Origin of the sequence: Sporolactobacillus shoreicorticis, from assembly GCF_024125445.1 — a bacterium.
GTDB classification, from domain to species: domain Bacteria; phylum Bacillota; class Bacilli; order Bacillales; family Sporolactobacillaceae; genus Sporolactobacillus; species Sporolactobacillus shoreicorticis.
Window position 1 is genome coordinate 23,908 of the sequence record NZ_JAMXWM010000026.1, and the last position, 15,858, is coordinate 39,765.

Annotated in this window: 17 protein-coding genes and 1 pseudogene; 10 read left to right on the plus strand and 8 right to left on the minus strand. The window is 43.6% G+C overall.

Annotated elements, in window-relative coordinates; translation table 11 throughout:
- Window positions 1–264: 264 nt before the first annotated feature.
- Window positions 265–729 carry a DUF8821 family protein gene (locus NIE88_RS17190; protein WP_253063981.1) on the minus strand — a complete coding sequence of 155 codons (465 nt, stop codon included), beginning with the start codon at window positions 727–729 and terminating at the stop codon, window positions 265–267.
- A gap of 462 nt (window positions 730–1,191) precedes the next feature.
- Between NIE88_RS17190 and NIE88_RS17195 the strand changes: the two genes are divergently transcribed.
- Both NIE88_RS17195 and NIE88_RS23030 read left to right on the plus strand, forming a co-directional pair.
- A complete protein-coding gene (locus NIE88_RS17195; protein WP_253063982.1) occupies window positions 1,192–1,443 on the plus strand; it encodes a hypothetical protein in 252 nt (83 codons plus the stop codon).
- A gap of 32 nt (window positions 1,444–1,475) precedes the next feature.
- Window positions 1,476–1,559 (plus strand): hypothetical protein, encoded by an 84-nt coding sequence (locus NIE88_RS23030; protein ID WP_507237325.1) that lies wholly within the window; start codon window positions 1,476–1,478, stop codon window positions 1,557–1,559.
- A 291-nt stretch (window positions 1,560–1,850) separates the two neighbouring features.
- Here the strand turns inward: NIE88_RS23030 and NIE88_RS17200 are convergent, their stop codons facing one another.
- From NIE88_RS17200 to NIE88_RS17225, 6 genes are all read right to left on the minus strand, one after another.
- On the minus strand, window positions 1,851–2,462 hold the full coding sequence (locus NIE88_RS17200) for a YdeJ family lipoprotein (RefSeq protein WP_253063983.1): 612 nt from the start codon (window positions 2,460–2,462) through the stop codon (window positions 1,851–1,853).
- A gap of 152 nt (window positions 2,463–2,614) precedes the next feature.
- The gene (locus tag NIE88_RS17205; protein ID WP_253063984.1) at window positions 2,615–3,178 is read right to left on the minus strand and encodes a hypothetical protein; all 564 of its coding nucleotides are present in this window, start codon (window positions 3,176–3,178) and stop codon (window positions 2,615–2,617) included.
- Between the two features lie 271 nt (window positions 3,179–3,449).
- Window positions 3,450–3,635, minus strand: a complete 186-nt coding sequence (locus NIE88_RS17210; RefSeq protein ID WP_253063985.1) for a hypothetical protein — start codon at window positions 3,633–3,635, stop codon at window positions 3,450–3,452.
- A 117-nt stretch (window positions 3,636–3,752) separates the two neighbouring features.
- Entirely contained in the window at window positions 3,753–4,571 is an 819-nt protein-coding gene (locus tag NIE88_RS17215; RefSeq protein WP_253063986.1) for an aldo/keto reductase, read from the minus strand.
- A 203-nt stretch (window positions 4,572–4,774) separates the two neighbouring features.
- A complete protein-coding gene (locus tag NIE88_RS17220; protein ID WP_253063987.1) occupies window positions 4,775–5,101 on the minus strand; it encodes a carboxymuconolactone decarboxylase family protein in 327 nt (108 codons plus the stop codon).
- A 91-nt stretch (window positions 5,102–5,192) separates the two neighbouring features.
- Complete coding sequence (locus NIE88_RS17225) at window positions 5,193–6,176, minus strand: aldo/keto reductase (RefSeq protein ID WP_253063989.1); 984 nt, start codon at window positions 6,174–6,176, stop codon at window positions 5,193–5,195.
- A gap of 254 nt (window positions 6,177–6,430) precedes the next feature.
- Here NIE88_RS17225 and NIE88_RS17230 point away from each other — a divergent pair, with 254 nt between their 5' ends.
- The 8 genes and pseudogenes from NIE88_RS17230 (at window position 6,431) to NIE88_RS17260 (ending at window position 14,478) form a co-directional block, all read left to right on the plus strand.
- The gene (locus NIE88_RS17230; protein WP_253063991.1) at window positions 6,431–6,853 is read left to right on the plus strand and encodes a MerR family transcriptional regulator; all 423 of its coding nucleotides are present in this window, start codon (window positions 6,431–6,433) and stop codon (window positions 6,851–6,853) included.
- Between the two features lie 1,089 nt (window positions 6,854–7,942).
- A pseudogene (locus NIE88_RS23000) lies at window positions 7,943–8,637 on the plus strand (response regulator transcription factor).
- A 6-nt stretch (window positions 8,638–8,643) separates the two neighbouring features.
- Window positions 8,644–9,609 (plus strand): histidine kinase dimerization/phospho-acceptor domain-containing protein, encoded by a 966-nt coding sequence (locus NIE88_RS17240; RefSeq protein WP_253063993.1) that lies wholly within the window; start codon window positions 8,644–8,646, stop codon window positions 9,607–9,609.
- Between the two features lie 53 nt (window positions 9,610–9,662).
- Window positions 9,663–10,040: a sensor histidine kinase gene (locus NIE88_RS22860; protein ID WP_373689457.1), complete on the plus strand. Its 378-nt coding sequence runs from the start codon at window positions 9,663–9,665 to the stop codon at window positions 10,038–10,040.
- Window positions 10,041–10,281: 241 nt separating this feature from the next.
- Window positions 10,282–10,938 carry a VTT domain-containing protein gene (locus NIE88_RS17245; protein WP_253063995.1) on the plus strand — a complete coding sequence of 219 codons (657 nt, stop codon included), beginning with the start codon at window positions 10,282–10,284 and terminating at the stop codon, window positions 10,936–10,938.
- Window positions 10,928–11,593 carry a phosphatase PAP2 family protein gene (locus NIE88_RS22640; protein ID WP_253063997.1) on the plus strand — a complete coding sequence of 222 codons (666 nt, stop codon included), beginning with the start codon at window positions 10,928–10,930 and terminating at the stop codon, window positions 11,591–11,593. The genes NIE88_RS17245 and NIE88_RS22640 overlap by 11 nt, the downstream gene beginning before the upstream one ends.
- Entirely contained in the window at window positions 11,581–12,522 is a 942-nt protein-coding gene (locus NIE88_RS17255) for a glycosyltransferase family 2 protein (protein ID WP_253063999.1), read from the plus strand. Before NIE88_RS22640 ends, NIE88_RS17255 begins: the two co-directional genes overlap by 13 nt.
- Window positions 12,523–12,531: 9 nt before the next feature.
- Window positions 12,532–14,478 carry a glycosyltransferase-like membrane protein gene (locus NIE88_RS17260; protein WP_253064001.1) on the plus strand — a complete coding sequence of 649 codons (1,947 nt, stop codon included), beginning with the start codon at window positions 12,532–12,534 and terminating at the stop codon, window positions 14,476–14,478.
- Window positions 14,479–15,195: 717 nt separating this feature from the next.
- Here NIE88_RS17260 and NIE88_RS17265 read toward each other — a convergent pair.
- A complete protein-coding gene (locus NIE88_RS17265) occupies window positions 15,196–15,840 on the minus strand; it encodes a hypothetical protein (RefSeq protein ID WP_253064003.1) in 645 nt (214 codons plus the stop codon).
- Window positions 15,841–15,858 lie beyond the last annotated feature (18 nt).

Genomic DNA, 15,858 nt, shown 5'->3' on the forward strand with positions numbered 1-15,858 from the left:
TTGTTACATGCCTCCCCTTATATTGATGTGAATAAGAAATGATGCCCGATTTTTATTATGTGGTTGCTTTTCAACTTGTTAATTCGTTCTACTGATGGTTAATTCAAGGAGTTAGTATGCTGATCCATTTAAAGGTACATCGCGGCATTGCTTATCGAGCTTCAGCTCTATCTTTTCTCAACTGATACGGTTACAGGACATATATGCGCACCATGCGGTACTGCAGAAAAAGGCCGGAATCCTCCATTCCTGGCTTTACTTATATTAATATTCTCCTTTAATGACAAAAAACGAACCCCGAATGATTCCGGCCAATTTTGATTTTTGCCGGGCAAACTTAAACGTTCCTTCTAATTCCCTAGGTACTTCCATTCCCTCAGAAAGCTTGAAACCAACGGCTCGTTTCTTAGGGTTATCGACTGTATACATAACGTTGACCTCAAGGCCGTCCTCATAAAAGACATAGGCAAATTTAATCTTTTCCACTTGGAAACACGATGTTTCAAGCGGTTTAGCCGCAAACTCAAGATCGCGTTCTTCTTTCAGGATTCGGTTCACATAGTCAAGCGTCTCCCGGCTTTCATTCGCCGGTACAACCGTAAATTCATGCTTGTATTTGTTCATAAAGTAACGCGCCTCATTTGCCCGTAAACCAGCAAGTGCTTCTGCTACGGGTGACGACTCTAATCCAATCTTAGACACATTTTTAAAATCAACGATATAGGACATTTCCATTTCTCCTCATATTTATTATCCGGCAACGAAATCCATCGTTCGTAATGACCGCACCGTTTTGGCAGTCAACGTTGAATGGGCCTCATCAAGTTATTATCTTTGTCACCTGATGAATAGATCATACACCCAAATCATATCAAAATATGATACTGTTTGTGTGTTTATTTAAAAACTCCGTGTTCATCATTCATGTTGAAGCACAACACACACATCAGGGCCACTTTCCTCAGCGAATGTTTACCTATTTTTCAATAATTTACCTAAAATTCAGAAAATACGTTTTACTGATTGCCATTTCCGCTATGATGAGATTAGAGAGGAATCAAATGAATTTGCCATCAATACCCCATTTCTTGAGACCATGACGTTTCGATTCTTCAAGTTGGAATTTGGCAAAATGAACTGGCGCACATTCATGCATAGCAATAACCCGGTTAGTGCCGTCTGATGATTAAAATGAATTACACAAAAAAAGAATGTGCAGCCGTCCGACTCGCCTTTTTCAGGCAAATGGTCAGTTTACCGCTTGATGAAGCACGCAGCAGCAGGATCAACGGTTTCTTTAAGACCTATTTAAATCTGAACGAAAATAAGGTGGATCAACTCATGAAGGAAGTTCCTGCATTGCCAAAAGATGTGCGGGAACAAGTGATTAAATGGCCGAACTCATTCTATGATTGTGGGTTAAAGAAAGGGAAAACTGAGTGAAAGGTTGAAGCGCAAAAAGAAATGCACTGCGCATGTTTGACATGCATATGGATCTTCAAACCATCTCCAAATTAACCGGATTATCGGAAGAAATGATCATCAAACTAGAGAAGTAATCGCAAAATGCAGCTCAGGCATCATTTCCAGCTCATGTTTGAAAAGGCGTGATGGGTGGGCGGCCCAGATTCACGCAATGCAAAAGCATCGGTGACATCCCCATCTTCCAGAAGACAACCTTCTAATTGGCAATAAGTTCGCTTGATTTCTCATTTGAGGATCCCACATCCCCTGAATCAAAGTGACCCCCCTTAAAGTTGAATTTTATTAAGGGATGCGTTCTGATTACTGAGTATGAATTTTATTAATGAGTTTTATGATCTTATTGTTATCTCCCGGGTCAATGTGTACTATTTTTGCATGCTTAATAATATAATATTTTCATAAAATTTTTCACCGGCCGGATAACTGCCATCCCAGCGTAAAGGAACGTTGTATACTTTAATCGTTCCGTTTCCATGATTACTATAAGTAACCGATCCATCCACTAATCGAGAACCTGCCAACTGAGTGACCTGTTCCGGGTAACCGACACTGGTGCGATCATCAGGATTGATTGGTTTACCGGCCGGAATATGTTGAACATTCAATTCATCCGGATCTTTAATGATCCCAAGTTCCAACCAGATCCGAGCATACTCAATCTCTTTAGAAGAATACCCAGATAATATATGATCTTCGTTGATTTCCGATAGATTATCTGATCCAACATTTTTTTCCTCAGCTGTAGGCTTAGATTTTTCCTCCTTGTTAGCTAAACCAGTCTCTGCTGTATCGTTAGTCTTTTTTTCCGGCTGCGAAGCAGATGTATTTTCTGAAGAAACATCTGTCTTTGCTTCCCTGTTCTTTGTGGCTGTACTGCATCCAAAGAGCAGAAAAACAGGCAGGAATAGAGAAAGAGTAAGGCAAACATTCTTTGTTACTTTCTTCATTTGATCCGATCCTTCAATTCTACGATCCATTTACAGATCCTAGTTCATGACTGCAATGATCGATAAAATGGCAAAGTCTATTACACGTGATTTAAAAGTTATTAAATGAAAAATGCTCACTTCGACAGTAAACGGCTAATTACACTACAGTTTGGCAACATAAACCGGATAAAAGCAGGGATTCATCCATGAAAATCACCTGTATATTGATTAACAGTTACATATGGGTTTTGTCCGGTATCCTGTTCTTTGACCCATACTTCCCACCGTCCGTTACCAATAAATTTGTAACGACTAGGCGTTACGTGGTATCCGTTATATAAATCCTTCTCAAATTTCTGGACCCATGCACCTTTTGGACGGCTCACTGTTTGATTATCTATACCTGTCTTTGTACTTGAATCATTTGCTTTATTCAATGACCCTGTATCATTTGTCGATGTGTTTGCTGTCGACGAAGAATGACCCATTTCTGATTCGTTTGGCTGTGCAGATAAGTCTGACCGGACATTCGCTTCAGATTCATTTGGCTTTCTCGAAGATTGTCGCTGATTCTTTACCGAGGATGTCACACTTGAGCTGGAACTTATTGGTTTATTCTCACTTTTCTTTTCTTGTGACTGAGTTGAGAGATTCGTTTTCGAAGATGCCTGATCCTTTGACGCGTTTTGGTTTAGATGACCAATAAAGAAAACTCCACCAATTACAATTAGGACAATCAATAGAAATAAAATAATTTTTTTCATTTCTAATGCCACCTCTCTTGCCACCTCTCTTGGCATCGTAGCACAAATTTGCGGTATGAGACAGTCAGCCACCTGATCAACATATATAGTTTACCGAACAGTCAAAAGTTCTAAGCGGCTAAGAAGTCAACAGTACTCCCCTTTTTTCAGGTGTTTCCTGCGTCTGAATGACTTGTGACTTGTTATGGCAAATGTAGTCGGAACGTTGTTGCTAGCTATTTTATCCTTGTTGCCATCTTCTGACGGAAATAACTTGTGCAGAATCAAAGTATTATTTCTTCGGTTGCGTATAGCGGTCAAAGAAATCCTTATCCAAGCCGAACGGCCCGATAAGAAACATTGGAGTGATCTGAAATTCAGATTTCAAATCGGAAATAAAAACAATACACTGATCAAACATCAGCTGCAGCAGCGACTTTATCCGCCACGGACGAATCGGCGCTATTTGGTCATCCAAAGGTTCGAGACTTCGGTAACTCCTTTTGTGAAGTTACCCAAAGAAATAGCGGTTCTCCTGATACATTATTAAACCCAATTTATAAGCACGATACTCTCTTATATTTTCTCGTAAACTTCATCTGGAAGCGGTCAGTTTGTCCAAATAAGCGATGTCCTGTTCTGAAATCGTAAAATCAATGTCTGCATTATTGTGAATATGCGCTTCACTGGTTGCTTTAGGCAAAGGCAAGACATCTTTTTGCAGGCAGTAACGAATGGACAATTGTGCTACAGAAACAGAGTACTTCTCAGCGATCTTTTGTAATTCAGAATTATTTAAGATCTTGCCGGTTGCAAGCGGCGAATATGCCTCAACAAGCAAATCGTTGTCCTCGGCATATTTTGTAATATCCGGTTCTGTAAAACCGATGAAATAGCGGATCTGATTGACCATCGGTTTGATCGTGCAATGCTCAAAGATATTTTTCATATCAGACACATTGAAATTAGAAATGCCGATTGCTTTGACTTTTCCGGATTGATAGACTTCCTCCATTAATTTCCATACTTTCAGATTTTCCTTTGAATAATCGGCACCCCATTCTGCCCATGGCCACGGAGCGTGAATCAAATAAAGATCAAGATAATCGAGATCAAGGCTATCCATAGTTTCTTCAAAACGCTGTCTTGCAGCAGCATAGCTTTTTGCCTCGGCCGGGCACTTAGATGTCACAAAGATCTCACTTCGATCAACTCCGGAATCACGGACGGCCTCCCCAACACTCTTTTCATTGTGATAGGCCGAGGCGGTATCAATATGACGATAGCCTAATCTGAGCGCGTTTGTTACCGCCTCATAAGTAACCTTTCCTGCCGGGATCTGCCAGGTACCAAAACCAACCTTTGGTATCTTAATGCCATTGCTTAACGTATAAACATCCGTTAATACAGTCACCTTTAAGCCTCCTGATTGTGAACCAGCACTTTAATAGCTGGTTTATAGAATTTGTGATACTGCCCTTCATTAAAAATATAAATGTTGAAGCGAACTCCATGTCAAATAAAAGATCTGCTGGTCTCTTCAAATGCCGAGCTGCAAATAAATTTTTGTATGAGCGATCAGATCATCTGAATTTTAGCATTAAAATGGCGATGCACTTAGTTCTCAGCGTAAATCTCTTTAGCAAGATTAAAAGCAGACCAAGCTTTTGACCACCCGGCATAGAAGGACAAGTGTGTAATCATTTCTACGATTTCTTCTTTGGTTACGCCATTTTCTTTAGCCTTACTCATATGATATTTCAATTGCTCGAACATGCCGGAGGTAATCAATGACGTTACCGTAATCAAGCTCCGATCACGAGCAGACAGTTCTTTCTCACGGGACCACACTTCACCAAAGAGTACATCATCATTCAATTCCGCAAATTTTGGAGCAAAATCTCCTAACAATTCATGGCCAGCTGTTTGTTTTTTTAATGCCATCATGAAACACCCCATCTTAGCAAATTATAAAATCACTAACCACTCATATTAAGTCAATAAGCCAGCATGCAAGCGAGTTCATCCATCCGACTTACGACCATTTGCCGGTCAATACTTCTGTTCGGTCGTTTGCCGGTGCGGGCGTACGTGACAAGCCAGCAAGCTCAGCATACATTTCTTGGGTCACTTTGAAATCAGCGGCTGCAAGCGAATCTTCCAACTGTTTGAGATTCCGTGCCCCAATAATTGGTGCAGTAACAGATGGATTCGCCTTAACCCAAGCAACGGCTAGGGTTGCAGGTGCAACATTGTGTGCCTTGGCATATGCGGTAAATCGATCAGCAGTCTCATAATTTTCTTCTGCAGCATACCGATCTGAATAGCGCGCTTCATCGATCAATCGGCCGCTTGTCGGATGCTTGTCAACCCCGTACTTACCGGTTAACAGTCCACCACCCAATGGACTGTAGGCAATCACACCTATTTGTTCGGTTTGTGCCATCGGCAGAATCTCCACCTCCGCCTGCCGTTTAACCAAGCTGTACATCGGTTCAATGATTTCAAACCGTCCAAGCAGTTCTTTAGCCGCAATGCCCTGAGCTTTCATCATTTGCCAGGCCGCCCAGTTGCTGGAACTGGCATGAAGGATTTTGCCTTGATGCTTCAGATCATCCAATGCCCGCATGGTCTCTTCTATCGATGTATTTTCATCAAAATCGTGTACAATGTAGAAATCAATATAATCCGTTTGAAGTCTTTGCAAGCTTGCTTCAACAGCGCGCATAATATGCCGTCGGGAAAGGCCGCGCGCATTGATCGCTTGACCGGTCGGCCAGAAAACCTTCGACGTAATCACCACATCATCACGAGCATCTTTAATTAACCTTCCCAATATTTCTTCAGAGAGACCGCCGGCATACACATCTGCTGAGTCAAAGAAATTAATACCTGCTTCACGACAGCGCTCAAACATTGCCTTGGAAGTCGCCTCATCCGCGGTACTGCCGAACGACATCGTTCCAAAAGCTAAGCTTGAAACTTTGATTCCCGTTTTGCCTACCGTACGATATTCCATTTGTATGCACTCCTCATTATTCTATCTACAAGTCAGTATAGGCCCTTCGTAGTGTTAGAAGGCAAGCACTTTACTCATTTTTATTTTCTATAGCAAACGGTTCATTTATGAGCTTAGAAAGTCGCTAAGGGTTCGTGTTATGATAAGGATAAGAGGGATCGATTGGGAAGGAATGTGCTTCAATCACTACGTTGCATCAGCCTTTGTGATCGTGATTAGCACATACTAACTTAAGCTTTTAGGGGGGAAATATTTTGTCCTACACAATTCGAGAAGTTTCCCAGAAAGTGAATGTATCAACATACAGTATTCGCTATTATGATGATCACGGTCTGTTGCCGACGATCAAACGTGATGAAAATAATAACCGAGTTTTTGATGATGTTGATCTCGAGTGGATCGAAGTCGTTGCTTGTCTGCGTGCAACCGGAATGTCGCTCGCAAAAATCAAACACTATGTTGAACTATGTCTTAAAGGTAAAGAAACTGTCCGCGAGCGTTACCGCATTATGATTGAGCAGCAACGAGAAACGATGGCACAGGCTGAAAAAATTCAGGCCCATTTGCGGTTGATCACGAAAAAAGTCGACCATTATGCCAATGTCTTACTTGATCAAAAACCCGATACGCTGATGCCCAGCAAAGAGTTGAAAAAAATATATGCGCAGGACTATTAAGAGAATAAGATACCGTTTTAAGGATAATGCTGATTCGGTCAGGGCTTATTGTTATGACTATTAAGAGAATAAGATACCGTTTTAATCAGAATTTAGATTTGTACTGCTTTTTTTGGCTTTCAAACATTTGAGCATCAAAAAGTAAAAGCGGATACCGGAAGGCGGTACCCGCTTTTATAAACTCCTTTTCAATTAGAATTTAGAAATCAGTTCAGAAAAATGTATTATATAATTTATGCGCTCTTGTTAAGGAAGTTCCAAGAAAACATTACTAAACGACCATCTGCTAAAGCAGGTGGTCGTTTAGTTCAGAAGCCGCCCGAGTTAAAACCCATGTAGACGAGCATAAAATGCGTCGAATTCTAAATATTTTTCAGTTTGAACTTATATTTCGCTAGTGGTAAGCTATCGATTCACGACATATTCTGATAGCATAGAATTTGGTATGCAGCGATAGTCGCCCGACACAGCACACTATCTCTGAGAATTCAATGAAAACGTTTTTTTGCATTGGCATTCGTTAGGAGACGCTCTGTTTCGAGCCTGTCACATGTGATTGCCATTTCCGCGATGTTTCTATTGAATTCAAAAATCGTTAATCAACAACATCGTTGGCCTGCTCCTAACAATCATCTTAGTTCATGTTGTCGCATCGTATCCATTTCAAGAATCGTCCGATCGTCAAGTTTTTCAATGTTTCTGACGTTTGCTGGAGCATGCTTCTAACTTGATCGATTGGTTTTGAGGTTAGGGTACGGCTCTGGTTGAAATTGCCGATCATCTTGTTCTTTTTTATTTTAAAGCAACTAAAATCGGTTTCGCAATCCATTCTCGTCGACCTTCTGTTAACAGGTCTGGGGAGTAAAACTCGGTAACCGATTAGCGATAGGCTGTCCGCCTTCAGCGTATGGCTTGCTTTATGGGATATGATCTAGTCGCTTTGATTCATTACGCAAGCTAAAGAAAAAACTGGATTACCAAACTTTTTTCTGCTAATGGGCGGACAATCAACGACTAGGCTTCATCCTTTTGTGAATGCTGTAGCTAGACTAGAATAGTTATTAAAGAGTACCTTGGGAGGGTATCAACGTGAAAACAACTTTACTGCTCGTCGAAGATGAAGAAGGCTTGGCTGATTCTTTGCAAACCGAATTTGAATTGGAAAACATGGTGGTGATCTGGGCTAAAGATGGTATTGAAGCTCTGAACAAATTTCACGAAAATGAAGCACAGATCAGTCTGATCATTTTAGACTGGATGTTGCCTCGACTAGATGGCTTTAGTGTTTTACGCCGAATTCCAGCCAGATCCCAGTCATCATGTTAACAGCGCGCGACTATATCGGCGATAAAGTGGCTGGACTGACCGGTGGTGCAGATGATTATTTAACCAAACCCTTCGAAATGGAAGAGCTGATTGCACGTGTCGAGGTTGCTCTGCGCCATAGTCACCCCGTATCACAGTCTGCCACAGTTTATACCACTGGAAACCTTACCGTGGATACCGAATCCAAGCGGGTCTCACGAGAAGGCGACATCATTCCTCTTACACAGCGAGAGTATGAGTTGCTGGTTGCGTTGATTGTCAATCAAAACGAACCTTGTTCCCGTGAATCGTTGTTGGACACTGTTTGGGGCATCGACTTCGACGGGCAACCAAATATCCTCGATGTCTATATCCGTAACTTGCGTGCCAAAATTGACGCTGACACCAATGAGCGCAAACTGATCCATACCGTCCGGGGTGTGGGTTATATGCTGTCCGATAATGTTGTCAGCAGGTGATTGCAAATGAAAAAGAACAATCAGTCCAGTGCTGCAATCATGATGCGAAGTCTCATGACCATGATCGTCGTGATCACGTTATCGTTAGGCCTGCTCATTATCATCGCTGTCGGTCATCAACTACTGGAAGAAATACGCACCACGACCACGCATATCGTCAAAAGTCTGAAACAGACCGATATTGACGGTGATGACGACTGGGAAAACTGGCGGCGCAATAGTACCTTAGACACTAGCTCCAGCTACGTTTATGTGCATAACATGCGTAAGGATGCTAAGATCAAGCACTATTACTCCCCCAATGCGCAAAAGATCTTAAAAGTAGCGCCTTTCAAGGTACCATTAATCAATCACCTCTACTATCGTCCGGGGATGGGCTTCCTTTACCATCGGATGGTTCACGCTCAAGGCATCTATTACACGCTTTGGCAAAACATGGACTACCAGCTGGTCGTCTTATTCCGGGTTATGCAGGTAACCTTGTTACTTCTGGTTTTGACCCTGCTTGCAAGCCCGATCTATATTCGTCGCCTTACCCATCGCTTGACCGATCCACTCATGGATCTTTCCAATACAACACAAGTAATCGCCTCCTCGAAAGAACCCGGATCAATACAACTACCGGTACCAAAGCGCCCGACCGAGGTGACGGAGCTTGCCAACAACTTCAACGAACTCTTAACGCTGCTGGACGAGCGACAGGAACAACAGAAGCTGTTTGTCATGAATGCTGCCCATGAACTACGAACACCTATCGCGACAATCAGAAGTCATGCCCAACTGATCGAACGCCACGCCAAAGATCACCCAGAAATCATTCCAAAGTCTGTCCACTACATCACGGAGGAATCTCGTCAGATGCAACGGCTGATCGATGAACTCTTGCAGCTTTCTAGGGCGGATAGGCTGTCATTAGAAGTGGCTGACCTCGATTTAAGCACGACCCTTCAAAGCATTGTCCAAAAAAGCTGAAGGGTACCTTTTCTCAGAAGCTGCAAGTCAGCATCGCGCCGGGTATTCATGTAATTAGTAATGCAGGTTTCCTTGAGCAGATCGTCAATAACCTCGTAACCAATGCCGCTAAATATTCACCTGAAACAAGCACGATTCAGGTTGAACTATCTGTTGCAAATAACGGAACCCGGGTAATCGCCGTCAAGGATCAAGGAACCGGTATTGCTGATGAGGACAAGGCACACATCTTTGAACGGTTCTACCGCAGCGCGGATGTTCGCGGATCAATTCCAGGCACTGGCTTAGGCCTGGCGATTGCAGCTCAACTTGCTAAACTCAGCAACGGTCATCTTGAAGTGCGAGACAATCAACCTATTGGAACTGTCATCAGTTTGTTACTGACTGCCCCTCAAGAAGCCCTCTCTGAAAGCACGATTAAAGGAGACTAGCTCACATGTGCTGCGATGCAAAACCTCTCAAAAAAAGAGAGGCTTTTTTTTCGTCTAAAAACAGCGAAATCTAAGTTTTTTTCAGAAACAAATACCGCTTTCTCACGGATTTCAGTTTAGTAACTGAACAAAATTGAGTTTCAATTTAGTTTTCATAAGTAGGTAGCAATCTCAAATTCAGATATTCTAGGCACGGAGTTAAGAGACAGCGTTCATTCTGATTTCAAAAGGAGCTCTCAACATGTCTGTGTTACTTTTTACAACTTTTATACCAAACCTTAACCAGCTCTTGCCGCAACTAATCAGCCAATACGGCAGTCTGATCTACATCGGTTTGTTTGCACTGATTTTTATTGAGACTGGGATCGTCATCTTACCATTTCTGCCAGGTGATTCGCTCCTGTTTCTCTGTGGCTCACTGGCCGCCTTAAGTGGCCACCCGCTCAATATTTGGTTGCTGATCGTGCTACTGGCCGTGGCGGCGATCCTCGGGGATTCCTTAAACTTCGAGATTGGCGAACACCTCGGCACATACCTCACCCGCAACAAGAAGCTTAGTCGTTTCATTAAGTCCGAGTATTTGGATCGATCAGAACGCTTCTTTCAGAAACACGGCAAGGGGGCAATTTTCTTAGGTCGCTTCATGCCAATTCTTCGGACATTCATACCTTTCACGGCAGGCATTAGTCAAATGCGTTATCGCGACTTCGTTACCTACAATGTTCTCGGCGGTATCACTTGGATATTGATTGCATTAGGTGCCGGGTTCTTCTTCGGCAATATCGCAATTGTCAAAGCTCACTTTGAACTGATCATGACGGCAATTATCGTGATCTCGCTTCTGCCAGCTGCGATCATGGCGCTACGAAAACGGGGAGGCAATGTAAGTGGAGATTAGTCAAAAAAAAATTATCGGTATTGGCTTCCTTGTCACCTTCGTCATTTTAGCCACTGGTGTTGTTAGTCACGCGCATTGGATCCACGTACTAGACACGTCGATCAGTTCCTTGGCAACCAAGTCCATTAGTCCAATGAACACACAAGTCTTCAAGATCGTGGCTTTCCTCGGTAGTCCAGTGATAGTCATCGGTTTAACCGTTCTTTTATGCGCCTACCTCTGGACTCGTCAAGGTGCAATTATCAGTCTCTGGATTGCTGGCATACAGTTATTCGGTTCTGCGTTTGTCGCAATAATGAAACAACTTGTCGCGCGTTCTCGTCCGCTGCATCAACTCGTGGCAGATACCGGATTCAGTTTTCCAAGTGGTCACACTTTCTGCACAACGATCCTTGTTTTCTCGATCTTGATGCTGTGCTTACCGCTGATTCAAGATCAAGAAAATCAGTTAATTGCCATGCTCGCTGGCGCGCTATGGATTGGCATGGTCGCCGTCTCTCGAATTTATCTTCGTGACCATTTTGCTTCTGACGTACTTGCCAGTGTCTTTTTTGATTCTGGCTACTGGTTGATCGTGACAGCGTATGAAGAAGCCATCAAGCGATTGCTCAAACGAATTTTACCAAGAAAGGATACAATAACATGCAAAAACTAACGATCGTCATTCCCGCTTACAACGAAGAAGAAGTACTGACTTCGTCTGTACAAAAACTGCTCGATATCGAAGATCAAATTGCCGAGCGAAATAGTCTTAACCAAAAAGCTGATATTCTAATCGTGGACGATGGATCCTCAGATCATACTTGGTCGATCATTGAACGGCTGAACCTCGAAACATCCCGCATTCGCGGGCTACGTTTCTCCCGTAACTTCGGCCATCAGGCAGCTTTGATTGCCGGATTGCGCGAAGCAGTCAAAACAGCTGACATGGTCGTCACAATCGATGCCGACCTGCAAGACGATCCTAACAAGATCGCTGAAATGGTTGACAAGTACGCCGATGGCGCAGACATCGTCTATGGCGTCCGCAATAACCGCGACACCGACAGTTGGTTTAAACGCACGACCGCACAAGGCTACTACAAGGTCCTCAAGTTATTAGGCGTCGAGCTAGTACCAAACCACGCTGATTTTCGGCTAATGTCCAAACGGGCTCTCGAAACGTTCCTGACCTATCCGGAACGCAATATCTTCATTCGCGGCCTGATCCCCAAGCTCGGCTACAACACCACCGAAGTCTACTACAAGCGTACCCCTCGCATGGCCGGTGAATCAAAGTATCCGCTCAAGAAGATGCTCACTTTTGCTTGGGACGGCATTACTAGCTTAACCATCGCCCCAGTACGCTTGATCCTCATCATTGGGGCATTAGCTTGCTTATTCGCAGTCGGAATGTCGGCGTACTCGATCATGATGAAGCTACTTGGTTTAACAGTCCATGGATGGTCTTCTCTAATGTTATCTGTATGGTTTATCGGCGGCCTGCTGATGATCAGTCTCGGGGTAATTGGTGAGTATATTGGCAAGCTGACTATCGAAGTCAAAGGGCGTCCACTTTACACGATCCAGAATGTCTTGGAATAGGTGATGCTTATGAATCGCAAAATCTTCCCAACGTTTTTCTCGCTGGTATTAATCATCTGTCTGTTGATTGGCATCCTAGGGAACTTGACTAAATATACCGGTGTCGCTGTTCTGATCGTCACCATCTTCGCATTCAGCTGTATTCGTTTACTCGCACCGACAATCAACTCACTTCCATTCAGACGTATCAAGTGGGGTATTGGCATTGGACTCGGTTTCATGCTGGTCGCTCAAATCTTCATCATGAGTGTCATGCCAAACACGGTCTATCACGACCCATATCGCGTCCTGTCGCAAGCTGATCAGATGGCTGCCGGTCACATGACTTGGGATATCACATACTTCTGGCGCTATGCGAACAACGTGCCGCTAGCGTTTCTGCTGTCATTATGGCTACGCCTGACCCAGTTAATCGGTTTCTCAACTAATCTCTCAATTCATCTGTTGAGCTTAATAGTGCTCGATGGTTTCATCGGTCTATTTTTATGGACAATCTACCAGCTCAATCAACGTAACAGCACATTGATCGGCGCGTTTGCCTTTTTTGCTTTGACACCGTTCGCCTACACCTATTATCTACAGGTCTTCTACTCCGATCTGCCTTCGATGCTGATCCTGCTGATCGTCATCCGAGCACTATGGCAATGGTCGGGAAAAATCCGAAGGCAACGTATTATTTCAGGTATCGTACTTGTGGTGACTGTGTTAATTGGCGAGCTGCTGAAGCCAAACCTGATTGTTCTCATTCCTGCACTTGCGATCGTAGCAGTAATCCTATTACACAAGCATCTCTTGAAACAGATGAAGCTGACCCTCCCCATGCTTCTAATCATGATCGGTTTCGGTCTCAGTGTTCCTGCCACTCAAGGCATCTATCATCTCAGCAACTTCACCCCTGAGACCAAGTTCGAATTTCCTGTGACTAATTGGATGTTGATGGGCGTGAACCCAGTTCATAACGGCAGCTATGCGGGTAGCGATGTCAGTCATGCGATTGCGCTGCCTAATAAGGCGGCCCGTCAAAAGTACGATCTCAAGCACATTCCCCGGCGCATTAAAAAACTCGGCGTTGCCGGCATGGTGCGCCTTTGGACGATCAAACTTAAGACTCTGCTCGATGTCCGTGGCATCCAAAATTGGTATAATGGGGGCTTCCAATCCGCGCCTGCCTGGTATCACAGGCACGCCCAATTTTTACAAGTCCTCACGATGATCAGTTACAGTGCCGCCACGATCTGTCTATGGTTAATGTTGATCTTACGGTTAGCGGTATGGCACCCTGATCTGACTGATGTCAGGAACGTTGCAACGCTTACCGCGATTATCACGGCACTCGGTTATCTAGCCTTCCACACACTGCTTTGGGAAGTTGAACCGAGGTACGGTCAAGCAATTCTGCCGCTAACATGGTTTGCACTAGCCGCACTGCCGGCACCCGCAAAAACCGAAAAATCACGTTTTTCGCTGCATCGTTGGGTGACAGCGCTCGTAGTCACTGTCACCGCATTAGCCTCAATCGGCCTCTCTAATCAGCTGGGGCTTGAGCATCCAAAAAATACGGTGATTGCCGCACAACGGAGTCAGTTATCGGTTCAATATCACGCCAAGGCTGTTGAAGTAATTCCGGGAACAATCATGACGGAAGACATCGACCTACACGGACAAGCCAACTACCTTTCCGTTCAAATTCATGCTAACTCCCATGTTAGAATCACCTTGATCAGCACGAGCACTGGCCATGTATATCATCTCTATCATGCCGCGTATGTATACCGGCTGCATCATAAGCTCACACCGGGTCGTTATCGAATCATGGTAAACAACCCCAGCGGACGTAATCAGAAGGTAGATATCGTACGCACTTATCATTATCAACTCTCGACACACCCACTATCGATCAACGGTGTTTCATATAGGAATGCTTCATTTGTCTACACTTGCCTGTTCCGCTACTAAAAGGGGATCATTAGATGGACAGAAAGGTAAATCAAATTTACGCAAAATACGGTGAGGCGCTTCGATACTTGATTGTCGGTGGGTTCACGACTGTCATCAATATTTTCTTTTCTTCGGGTTGATCCACATCGCAATCCCTTGTTTCTGGGCGAACATTGTGGCTTGGTTACGTCTTGTTTGCATACGTTGCCAACAAAGCAACATCCTTCTCATTATCCTGCGCGACGCTGTTGACTGTACGCAATTTTGTTAGTTGGTCTGACCCTTCTTAACGATTCTCCGATCATCGTCGGGGCAAATGATCGCAGGCGGGATCATCTCCATTACAGCACCTATCTTCGCGGGCGGAAGCACGAGAACAGTGTTAAGGAGCAATAGCAAATAGCACAATAATGCCGGTACCGGCCGCCTGAATCATACGACCGGCAAGCAGGATCAGAGAGTTGACGGCCATGGTCTTACACGTGTTATTAAAAAAGCGGTGATTGGAATTAAAATGCCATTGAGGCTGAAAATTCAAGATCGTTCATCAATTGCGAGATCACGACACTCATAATGGTCTGGTTAAACGCTACAAGGAAGTACCCAGAATCATAAGAAACAAGATGACTCCCTTTTTAATACCACGGTTTTCTGTTGTTATACTTTTATTCAGGTTCATTTCATCCTTTCTGTTCTGGAATAATAAAAAAAGCTGATGCATTAAGATTTTCATCTTCATAAAACAGGATATTTTTTCTTTTTATTGAGCATACGAATTCCTATAAGAATGAATAGAGCACTGCATCCCATTCCAAACAAGGCGCTGCTATTCATTGCATGGGCAGATGACTGTTTGATCAGCAGGGTGTATTGTGTAACAACAATAGCAACCGTTGCATCAATGAAGCTGATGATTTTTAGAGTCGAAATAATAGGATTGTTCCTATGTCGGTTAATCACAGCTCCATGGATGGCAAATCCCATCTTAGTAAAAGCAATGGTAGCTACTAGATAAACCATGTAGCCACCGTAAACGGTGGCGTCTCCAATTAAATACATTCTCAAGCAAGTAAAAAAATAGGATATGCCAAGCAGACAAATGAAAATACCGCTTCGCTTGTAGACGACAAATTCCAAATCATATCTTTTTATGCGGTTTTCAATAGATCGGATGATTTTATATTTTTTAATCGCCTGTCCTCTTGCAATACATAAGATCAAGTAATAAACGGCATTGATTACGTACCAAGTGGAGAGAAGGTACATGCCGAGAACCAGCTTCCCAATGCCGATAACTACATAAAGTATGAGTGATGCGAGTGCAGCAGCTACCGTGCGATCCTGGTCATTTTTTGCATAATGGTCAAATAATTCCTTCATGTGTCACCTCTCAACCTT